This is a genomic window from Phenylobacterium sp. (assembly GCF_031412415.1).
Lineage (GTDB): Bacteria > Pseudomonadota > Alphaproteobacteria > Caulobacterales > Caulobacteraceae > Phenylobacterium.
On sequence record NZ_JANOCX010000012.1, the window covers coordinates 1 to 9,477 of the forward strand.

Annotated in this window: 8 protein-coding genes and 1 pseudogene; 4 read left to right on the forward strand and 5 right to left on the reverse strand. The window is 67.8% G+C overall.

The features are described 5' to 3' along the window. Positions 1 to 1,688, reverse strand: a 1,688-nt coding sequence (locus RMO04_RS00485; protein ID WP_309642836.1) for a TonB-dependent receptor domain-containing protein, incomplete at its 3' end; no start/stop codon positions are given. Between the two features lie 167 nt (positions 1,689 to 1,855). On the opposite strand from RMO04_RS00485, the gene RMO04_RS00490 reads away from it, so the two are divergent. Next, positions 1,856 to 2,683 carry a thioesterase family protein gene (locus RMO04_RS00490; protein ID WP_309642837.1) on the forward strand — a complete coding sequence of 276 codons (828 nt, stop codon included), beginning with the start codon at positions 1,856 to 1,858 and terminating at the stop codon, positions 2,681 to 2,683. Positions 2,684 to 2,696: 13 nt separating this feature from the next. On the opposite strand, the gene RMO04_RS00495 is transcribed toward RMO04_RS00490, so the two are convergent. Then, positions 2,697 to 3,410, reverse strand: coding sequence for a methyltransferase (locus tag RMO04_RS00495; protein WP_309642838.1), 714 nt, complete (start codon positions 3,408 to 3,410; stop codon positions 2,697 to 2,699). 167 nt (positions 3,411 to 3,577) lie between these two features. Between RMO04_RS00495 and RMO04_RS00500 the strand changes: the two genes are divergently transcribed. Next, on the forward strand, positions 3,578 to 4,594 hold the full coding sequence (locus tag RMO04_RS00500; RefSeq protein WP_309642839.1) for a polyprenyl synthetase family protein: 1,017 nt from the start codon (positions 3,578 to 3,580) through the stop codon (positions 4,592 to 4,594). 79 nt (positions 4,595 to 4,673) lie between these two features. After that, entirely contained in the window at positions 4,674 to 5,606 is a 933-nt protein-coding gene (locus RMO04_RS00505; RefSeq protein WP_309642840.1) for an iron-containing redox enzyme family protein, read from the forward strand. Here the strand turns inward: RMO04_RS00505 and fumC are convergent. Beyond that, positions 5,607 to 6,996: pseudogene (gene fumC, locus RMO04_RS00510) on the reverse strand (class II fumarate hydratase). 82 nt (positions 6,997 to 7,078) lie between these two features. Between fumC and RMO04_RS00515 the strand changes: the two are divergent. Then, positions 7,079 to 7,468 (forward strand): RusA family crossover junction endodeoxyribonuclease, encoded by a 390-nt coding sequence (locus RMO04_RS00515; protein ID WP_309642841.1) that lies wholly within the window; start codon positions 7,079 to 7,081, stop codon positions 7,466 to 7,468. Between the two features lie 71 nt (positions 7,469 to 7,539). Here RMO04_RS00515 and RMO04_RS00520 read toward each other — a convergent pair whose 3' ends face one another. Continuing rightward, positions 7,540 to 7,827, reverse strand: coding sequence for a DUF1153 domain-containing protein (locus tag RMO04_RS00520; protein WP_309642842.1), 288 nt, complete (start codon positions 7,825 to 7,827; stop codon positions 7,540 to 7,542). 166 nt (positions 7,828 to 7,993) lie between these two features. Beyond that, complete coding sequence (locus RMO04_RS00525) at positions 7,994 to 9,388, reverse strand: flagellar hook-basal body complex protein (protein WP_309642843.1); 1,395 nt, start codon at positions 9,386 to 9,388, stop codon at positions 7,994 to 7,996. Positions 9,389 to 9,477: the final 89 nt, after the last annotated feature.

Genomic DNA, 9,477 nt, shown 5'->3' on the forward strand with positions numbered 1-9,477 from the left:
TCGATCCCCTCGACCTCGGTGCGCTGGCGCTGGACCTCGAAATTGCCGCCGGGGTTCAGCACGAGCAGCGATCCGCGGTCGGAGGTGGAGCGGAACCAGGCGGCCTGGGCCTGCAGCGGCCCGGCCTTGTAGTCCAGGCCGACCTCGGTGTTGTCGGAGACCACCGGGGTCACGTCCAGATAGGTGTCGACGTCACGGTTCGGCGTGTTGATCGCGCGCAGCACCCGGCCGACGTCGGGCATTGTGAAGCCCTGGGCGTAGGAGGCGAAGACGGTCAGGCCGTCCGTGATCTCGAAGGTGGCGCCCACATTGTAGAGCGTCTCCTTGAAGCTGGGCTCGCCGCCGGCCACCTGGCGCGGGCCGTAGGCGAAGAGCGTGGTGTAGTCGTCGACCTCCAGCGTCGCGTTCTCGCGCCGCACGCCGGCGGCCAGGTTCAGCCGGCCGTCGAAGGCGGCCTGGCGGAGCTGAAGGAAGGGCGAGAGGCTCTTGTAGGTCGTCTCCGGCACCCAGAGGCGGTCGGTGAGAACCAGCGCCTGGTAGGTCTTGTCGCGCAGGCCATCGAGGCCGATCAGCATCTTGAAGCCGGGCAGAGCCGCGAAGCCCCGCTCGTAGTCGATCTTGAAGCCCTGCTTCTCGGAATTGTTGGCCGACTGGTCGAACAGGGTTCCAACGGGCGCGATGCGGGGGTCCTGGAAGTCGGCGAAGGCGCCGCCGCCGAACACGCCCTGATAGTCATGCGCGAAGGCCTGGGCGGTCAGGACGCCGCCGAAGAAACCGCGATCGCGATAGGTCACCGCCGCCGAGCTGACGTCATTGTACGTCGCCAGGCCGGGCGTCTTGCCGCGCACCGCCGTCGTGGTGAGGCCTGTGTTGCGATTGCCGTTGGCGGTCACGTAGTCGTTGTCGGCCTCCAGCTCGAAGTGATTGACCATCACCTCCAGGCGGCGCTGGTCGCCGAGGTCGACGCCTGCCTTGCCGAACAGGGACCAGGACTTGGAATCCTGAAGTTCGCCCTGGGCGCCGTCGAGGCCGATCCGGCGCTCATCGGCGTCGTAGTAGGCGCCGCGCGTCTCGTAGGACGCGCCGGCCACGAAGTCCCACTGACCGAAGTCGCGGCCGACATAGGCCGCTGTCTTCCAGCCGACGCTGTCGCCGAAGCGGTCGGGATCGGCGCTGGCCTGGGCCAGGACTCGCCCGGTGAAGCCCTCGGCCGCCTTGGGGGTGGGGACGGTGACATAGTTGATCACGCCGCCGGTGGCGCCGATGCCCTGGATGGCGTTGGCGCCGAACACCACCTCGACCTTGTCGATGAAGAACGGGTCGATGGTGAAGCCGTCGCGGCTGTCGTCGCGCAGGGGCGTCGACTGCGGCACCCCGTCGACGAGATACAGCGGTGAGCGGCCGCGCAGGGTCTCGCCGAAGCCCGACAACTTCTGGCGGGTGGGGGAGAAGGACGGCACCAGGTTGGCCACCGTCTCGACGGCCGAGAAGCCGAGCGCGGTCTGCGACTGGATCTGGGCTTCGTCGATCACCTGGATCGTCGCCGGGACCGTGGATCGCGGCGCTTCGAAGCGGGTGGCGGTGATCACCAGTTCGCCGATGTCGACCGGCGCGTCGACGGACGTCTGGGCCTGGACGGAGGAGGCGACGAGCAGGGCGGCGAGCGCGCTGCCGGCGGCGAGGGACATTCGGCGGGTCAAGATGGTCTGAAACTCCAAGAACAGGCCGCCGTGAAAACAGAGGCGAGATTGCAAGTCAATTGCAATCGCAGAAAGCCGACGCGCCTTACCTGCCAGGTTATGGACAGGCGGGGTCAAATTGGCGCACGATCGGTCACTTCTTTCGCGAGGACCGCATGACGCCCACGACGATCGCCGAGCATCCCCTGGACAAGGCCGTGCGGTTGGAACCGCGGGGCGTGGGGCTCTATCGGGGCGCGACCACGCCCGACTACTGGAACATGGCCGGGCCCTTCGGCGGAACGACGGCGGCCATCCTGCTGAAGGCGGTGCTGGACCATCCCGAGCGGCGCGGCCGGCCTGTGGCCCTGACCGTCAACTTCTGCGCAGCGGTGGCGGAGGGCGAGTTCGAGGTGAGCGTGCGACTGGTGCGCGACGGGCGGTCCACCCAGCACTGGAACGTCGAGATGACCCAGGGCGAAACGGTGGCCAGCACCGCTAGCGCTGTGACCGGGGCGGAGCGCGACACCTGGAGCCACGCCCTGGCCGCGCCGCCGGTCCTGCCGCCGCCGCACGCCGTGGCGACCATGCCGACAGACGGGCGCAACGCGTGGCTGAAGCGCTATGAGTTCCGCTACGTGCTAGGCGAACCGACGCGCGGTCTGGCGAGCGCCGAGGCGCCCGGTTCGGCGGCCACCCAGGCCTGGGTGCGGGACGAGCCGGCCAGGCCGCTGGACTATCTGGCCCTGACCGCGCTCAGCGACACCTTCGTGGTCAAGATCCTGAACGTGCGGGGCGACGTCCCGCCGGTCGCCACGGTCTCGCTATCGACCTACTTCATGGCCGACGAGGCGGCGCTGGCCCGGCAGGGGGCTCGCCCGCTGGCGGCGGTCAGCGACGCCCGCGTGTTCCGGCATGGCTTCAACGACCAGTCGGCGGAGTTGTGGAGCGACGACGGCCAGCTCCTGGCGGTTTCGCACCAGGTGGTGTGGTTCAAGGGCTGAGCGGACGTGGGCGTCAGCGCCACGCCAAATCCGCTTCGCCGCGCAGGATCGCCTCGGCCTCGTCCGTGTGCTTGGCGCCATCGCGCGGATGGAGGACCAGCGCCGGCAGGAGCTGCAGCGGCGCCTTGCCGGTCTTGATGGCGCGGACGAGGACGCGCTTGGCCGGGGCGTCGGCGTGCGGATGGACCGGGCGGACCTGGAACGAGCTGGCCTTGGGCGCCAGCAGGGCCAGGATGTCGGCCAGGCGGTCGGCGCGGTGGATCAGGGTCAGGGTTCCTCCCTCGCGCACGGCCTTGAGCAGGAAGCCGGTCCAGACCGAGAGCCCGCCATCGGCCATCCAGGCGTCGCGTTTGGCCGCCGCGGGCGCGCGCAGGGCGGCGGGATCGTCGAAGAACGGCGGATTGGCCATGACCGCGTCGAAGGCCGGGAGGTCCAGGGCCTTGAACGGCTGGGCCACGTCGGCGCGCAGGATCGTGACCCGCGCGTCCAGTCCGTTCGCCGCGACGTTCATCCGCGCCAGCGCCACGGCGTCCTCGCCGCGTTCCAGACCGGTGAAGCTCGCGCCGGGGCGACGGATCGCGGCGGCCAGCAAGGCGCCGCCGGCGCCGCAGCCGGCCTCCAGCACCCGCGCCCCGTCCTTCGCATCGCAGGCCGCGGCCAGGAGGGCCGCGTCGAGCCCCGCCCGATAGCCGTCTGGAGCCTGACGCAACAGCACGCGGCCGCCCATCAGGCGGTCTTCCGTGAGGTTGTCCGGGGCGGGGGGGTGTGACCTAGTTTCCATGACGCCAAGTGAGGACCAAGGCCCGCCTTGACCGTGCCCTATCGCGTGACCATTGTCCCCGGCAAATGACGACGCCTCCCCGCATCGTCAGGCTGCACAGGAGTTACGAGCAGTTGGACGCAGCCAGCGCCGCCATTTCCCGGGAGAAACCCGCCTCGATCGAAGGCTTGCTGGAGCTCGCGCGGCCCGACATGGCCAAGGTCGACGCGCTCATCCGCGATCGGATGCAGAGCCCGGTTTCGGTGATCCCGGCCCTGGCGGAGCACCTGATCGGCGGCTCGGCCAAACGCCTGCGCCCCCTGCTGACCATCGCCGCGGCGCGGGTGTCGGGCGCTCAGGACGACGCCTGCCTGAAACTGGCCGCGGCGGTGGAGTTCATCCACACCGCCACCCTGCTGCATGACGATGTGGTCGACTCCTCGGCCCTGCGAAGGGGCAAGGTCGCCGCCCACCTGATCTGGGGCGCGCCGGCCAGCGTCCTGGTGGGGGATTTCCTGTTCGCCCGCGCCTTCGAACTGATGGTCGAAGCCGGCTCCATGCAGGCCCTGGAGATCCTGGCGCGCGCGTCGCGCACCATCGCTGAGGGCGAGGTGCTGCAGCTCACCCGCGCCCACGATCTGAATCTTTCCCAGGAACTGTACCTGGAGATCATCACCGCCAAGACCGCGGAGCTGTTCGCCGCCGCGGCGGAGGCCGGCGCCGTCTCCGCCGGGGCCTCGCCCGCGCGCTGCAAGGCGCTGCGCCGGTTCGGCCAGGACCTGGGCCTCGCGTTCCAGCTTGTGGACGACGCCCTGGACTATAGCGGGACCAGCAAGAGCCTCGGCAAGAACCCCGGCGACGACTTCCGGGAGGGCAAGGCCACCTTGCCGCTGCTGCTGGCCATCGCCCGAACCGGGCCGGCCGAGGCGGCGTTCTGGCAGAGGACGGTGGACCGCCTGGACCAGCAGGACGGCGACTTCCAGCGGGCCTCAGGCCTGATCGCCTCGTCCGGCGCCGATGACGCGACCCTGGACCTGGCCAGCGACTACGCCGTGGCCGCCAAGGCCCAACTCGCCGAATTCGCCGCCAGCAACTCCTGGCGCCCGGCCCTGGAAGACCTGGCCGACTTCGCCGTCAGCCGGCGGATGTAGGGCCAAACCGTCGGGCTTCCGACAGAGGAACAAGAGCCAGCCTTGCGCGCTTCGTCTGCCTGTCGAGGGAGATTGAAGCGTGTTCGCCGGATTGAGACTTTCACAACTAGGTCAATTTAGCCCCGAGTTCCCCGACGCCGAGGCCCTGCACCAAGGTCTGGCGCATTGGAACCATCGGCGGCTGGCCGTGGCCACGCCGCGCGAGGACTGGCGCGCCGAGGTCAATGAGAACGCGCGGATGCAGCGGGTGGAAGGTGAGTTCGTCGAGGCCTTTCGCGCCCACGTCGCGCCCCTGGCCGCCGCGGCCCCGCGCGACGCGGCTGGCTTCATCGCCTGGTTCGAGGACTTGAAGGCCTCGGGACCCGGGCAGTGGGATCCGCTGTTCGACTGGCTGGCCGGCGAGGCCAGCCTCGGCGACCTGCAATGGTTCCTCACCCAGGAAGCGGCCGGCGAGGCCGGCTTCGACGATCTGGTGGCCCTGACCCAGGTCAAGCTGCCGACCCGCCCGAAGCTGGAACTGGCGCGCAACTACTGGGATGAGATGGGTCGAGGCCACGAGGGCGGCATGCACGGGCCGATGCTGGAGCGTACCACCCGGGCGCTCGGCCTGACGCCAGCCATCGACCGCACCTTGTGGCAGTCCCTGGCGCTGGCCAACACCATGACCGCTTTCGCCACCAACCGGCGCTATGTCTACCAGTCCATCGGCGCCCTGGGCGTGGTGGAGCTGACCGCGCCGACGCGGGTGGGCTGCGTCGCCGACGGCCTGAAGCGCGTGGGGGTCCCGCCCGAGGCGCGCAAGTACTTCGTCCTGCACGCCCAACTGGATGTCGAGCATTCCAAGGCCTGGAACGCCGAAGCCCTAGAGCCCCTCGTGGCCGAGACGCCCGATTGCGCCCGCTTCATCGCCGAGGGCGCGATCATGCGCCTGATCTGCGGCGAGCAATGTTTCGAGACCTATCGCGCGCACCTCTGGGCCCACACCCATCCGCTGGTCTATGCGGCGGAGTGATCACCCCGGCGAGATCATCTTCTCGGGCCGCACCAGGGCGTCGAACTCCTCATTGGTGACATAGCCGCCGCCGACGGCTTCCTCGCGCAGGGTGGTGCCGTTCTTGTGCGCGGTCTTGGCGATCTTGGCGGCGTTGTCGTAGCCGATCTTGCCGTTCAGCGCGGTGACCAGCATGAGCGAACGTTCGAGGGCGGCCTTGATGTTGTCTTCGCGCGCCTCGATCCCGACCACGCAGTTGTCGGTGAAGCTGATGGTCGCGTCCGTCATCAAGCGGCAGGATTGCAGGAAGTTGTAAGCCATCACCGGGTTGAAGACGTTGAGCTCGAAGTGGCCCGAGGCGCCGGCGAATGTGAGCGTGGCGTTGTTCCCGAACACTTGGGTGCAGACCATGGTCAGCGCCTCGCACTGGGTCGGGTTGACCTTGCCCGGCATGATCGAGGAGCCGGGTTCGTTCTCCGGCAGGGACAGTTCGCCCAGGCCCGAGCGGGGGCCGGAGCCCAGGAAACGGATGTCGTTGGCGATCTTGAACAGCGATCCCGCCATGGTGTTGATCGCTCCATGGCTGAAGACCATGGCGTCGTGGGCGGCGAGAGCCTCGAACTTGTTGGTCGGTGATGAAGGGCAGGTGGGTGATCGCCGCGATCTTGGCCGCCACCAGCTCGGCGAAGCCGACCGGCGCGTTGAGGCCGGTGCCGACCGCGGTGCCGCCCTGGGCCAGCTCATAGAGGCCATGCAGGGTGTCCTTGATCCGCCGCACGCCGTTGGCGAGCTGCTGGCGATAGCCGGAGAACTCCTGACCCAAGGTCAGCGGCGTGGCGTCCTGGGTATGGGTGCGGCCGATCTTGATGATGTGCGCGAAGGCCTTTTCCTTGGCCTTCAGCGCCGCATGCAGGTGTTCGAGCGCCGGCATCAGCTCCTTGGCCACCTGTTCGGCGCAGGCGATGTGCATGGCGGTCGGATAGGTGTCGTTGGACGACTGGCTCATGTTGACGTGGTCGTTGGGATGGACCGGGCTCTTGGAGCCCATGACCCCGCCCAGCATCTCGATGGCGCGGTTCGAGATCACCTCGTTGGCGTTCATGTTCGACTGGGTGCCCGAGCCGGTCTGCCAGACCACCAGGGGGAAGTGGTCGTCGAGCTTGCCGTCGATGACTTCCTGAGCGGCGGCCACGATGACCGCGCCGATCTTGGGGTCGAGCTTGCCCAGCTCCATGTTGGCCTCGGCCGCGGCGCGTTTGACGATGCCCAACGCCCGGATCACCGGCTTGGGCTGCCGCTCCCAGCCGATCTTGAAGTTGCCGATCGAGCGTTGGGACTGCGCGCCCCAATAGACGTCCGTGGCGACCTCGATGGGGCCGAAGGTGTCGGTCTCGGTGCGGGTCGCGCTCATGGTCTCGTCTCCGGCGGAAATCTCCGGGCCGGTTTAGCGAACGGGCGGGAGACTGCAAGGCGGCGGCGGACTATGGACGGATATGGACGAGAGCTGGACCCACCACGGCAAGGTGCGCGCGCGCGAAGGCGAGGGCGTCATGGAGGTGGTGGTCGACGGCCTGACCACCCAGTCGAAATACTACAAGCCCCTGATCTATGAGTTCTTCCGTAAGGCGTGGCGCGGGTCGCGGCCGGCCTGGGGCGAGTTCGCGGTCGATATCGTCATGGAGTATGTGGGCGATCCGCCTTGGCTGGATCTCGACAACCTGGCCAAGGCGATCCTGGACGCGATCAAGGGCTATGCCTTTCACGACGACGCTCAGGTGGCGCGCCTGCTGGTGGAGCGGCGCGGCGGCGAACGCGAGCGGATCACCGTGACGGTCCGGAAGCTCTCGGATCTGAACCCCCTGGGCGCGCCCTACGTGCGCTGAAAACGAAAGCGGCCGCGCTGGGGGCAGCGCGGCCGCAATCTCGCGAACCTTCGTCTGGGGGGAGTCAGGGCTCAGCGATACTGCTGCAACCGGGTCGTGCGCAGGCCGGCCAGGCCATGACGGTCGATCGACTTCTGCCAGGCGAGGAATTCCTCGTTGGTCAGGGAGTAGCGCTCGCAGGCCTCGTCCAGAGTGAGCAGGCCTCCGCGCACGGCGGCGACCACCTCAGCCTTGCGCCGAATGACCCAGCGCCCAGTGTCGGGCGGCGGCAGGTCGTTCAGCGTCAACGGCGCGCCGGTGGGGCCGATGACATAGGCCTCGCCGCGGCTGTTCGTGCGCGTTTGTTGTTGCTGCAACATGGCTTTACGCCCTTCCGACCATCACTGTTCGGACTGAACGTAACCACCGGGGCATAACATCCGGTGAATCACGATAGTAAAGGAAGGGTTGCTCATTCGGTCCCCGTGTACGGTTTTGATACAGTCTAAGTTGTCAACCAGTGTTAAGGGTGGTTAACGCGCGTGATTACCGCTTGATGTTGATGAGTTCTTCCAACATTTGATCGGCAGTTGTGATGATCTTCGAAGACGCGGAGTAAGCTTTCTGTGTCGTAATCAGTCCTGTAAACTCTGCCGACAAGTCGACGGACGACGCTTCGAGGGCGCCGGCTGCGATTTCGCCAGCTCCCGCCTCGCCGGGCACCTTCACGGCGAACTCGCCCGACTGGATGGTCTGCTGGTAAGCGTTGCCGCTGATCGCGAGGAGGCCGTCGGAGTTCGGGAACGTCGCCAGACCGATCTGGGCGATCTTGCGGACTTCGTTGTTGTCGAAGGTGGCTGAGACAACGCCATGCTTGTCGACTTCGACCCCGACGACGTTGCCGACCGTGGCGCCGTCCGGGTTGACCGAGTTCACGGCCGAGGTGTCGGCGTATTGGGTGAGCTTGGAGAGATCGAGCGCGATGGCCGAGGCCTCGATGCCCAGACCCGCCGCCCATCGCACGCCGGCGGCGTCGGTGGAGGCGCCAATGGTGAGCTGAGCCGGCGAGCCGGCGGCGCCGAATAGGGTGGTGCCGCCCGTCGCGGTCAGGTTGAGGCTGCCGTCCGGGTTGAAGTTCACCATGCCCGAGGTGATGAGGCCGTTGGTGGCGCCGGCGATGTCGGAGGCCGGCACGGCGTAGACTTCGGCGTGCCAGGTGTTGGCCGGGGTGTCGCTCTTCAACAGGGCCACCTGGATACGGTGGGTCCCGCCCGAGGAGTCGACGATGTTCATCTCGAGCTTATCGAAGTCAGGCTGGGTGGCGGTGGCGCTGGCGATGCCGGTCGCCGCGTAGGCCGCCATCTCGCCGGCCACGTAGGTTGCCTCGGCGCCAGAAACGACCTGCGTCTTGTCGAGGTTCGCGTTGACGACCACATTCTCCGTGGCCCTGACCGCCCCGCCCAGGTTCTTGACGTTGATCGAGCCCATCCGGGTCAGGTCCGACGGACTGGCGTTGATCGAGCCGTCCTCGGCGATCGGCCAACCTTGCAGATAGAGCTTGGCGTCGTTGGTCAGGAAGCCGTCGGCGTCGACGCTGAACGAACCCGAGCGGGTGAACATGCGCGGATCGCCAGGCAGCATGCCCGCGCCCTTGGTCGAGACCACGAAGAACCCGTCGCCCGCGATGCCGAGGTCGGTCGCAGACGTGGCGCTTTGGATCAGGCCCTGGGTGCTGACGAACTGGCGGGTCACGGCCTGAACGCCGCCGGCGGAATAGCGGCCCTTGACGGCCTGCGAGGTCACCACGTTCGCGAAGTTGACCTGCTTGCGCTTGTAAGCGGTGGTGTTGACGTTGGCGATGTTGTCCGAGATCGCCGCCAGGGCGGACGAGTTCGAGATCAGCCCGGAAACGCCGGCGAGCATGGCGCTGTTGATGCTCATGGGTTCTTGCCTTCTTTCACTGTGCTCATTGAGGCCGGCGCGCGCTTATGCGGCCGCTTGGGACGGCGGATTCTGGTCGTCCGCATCGG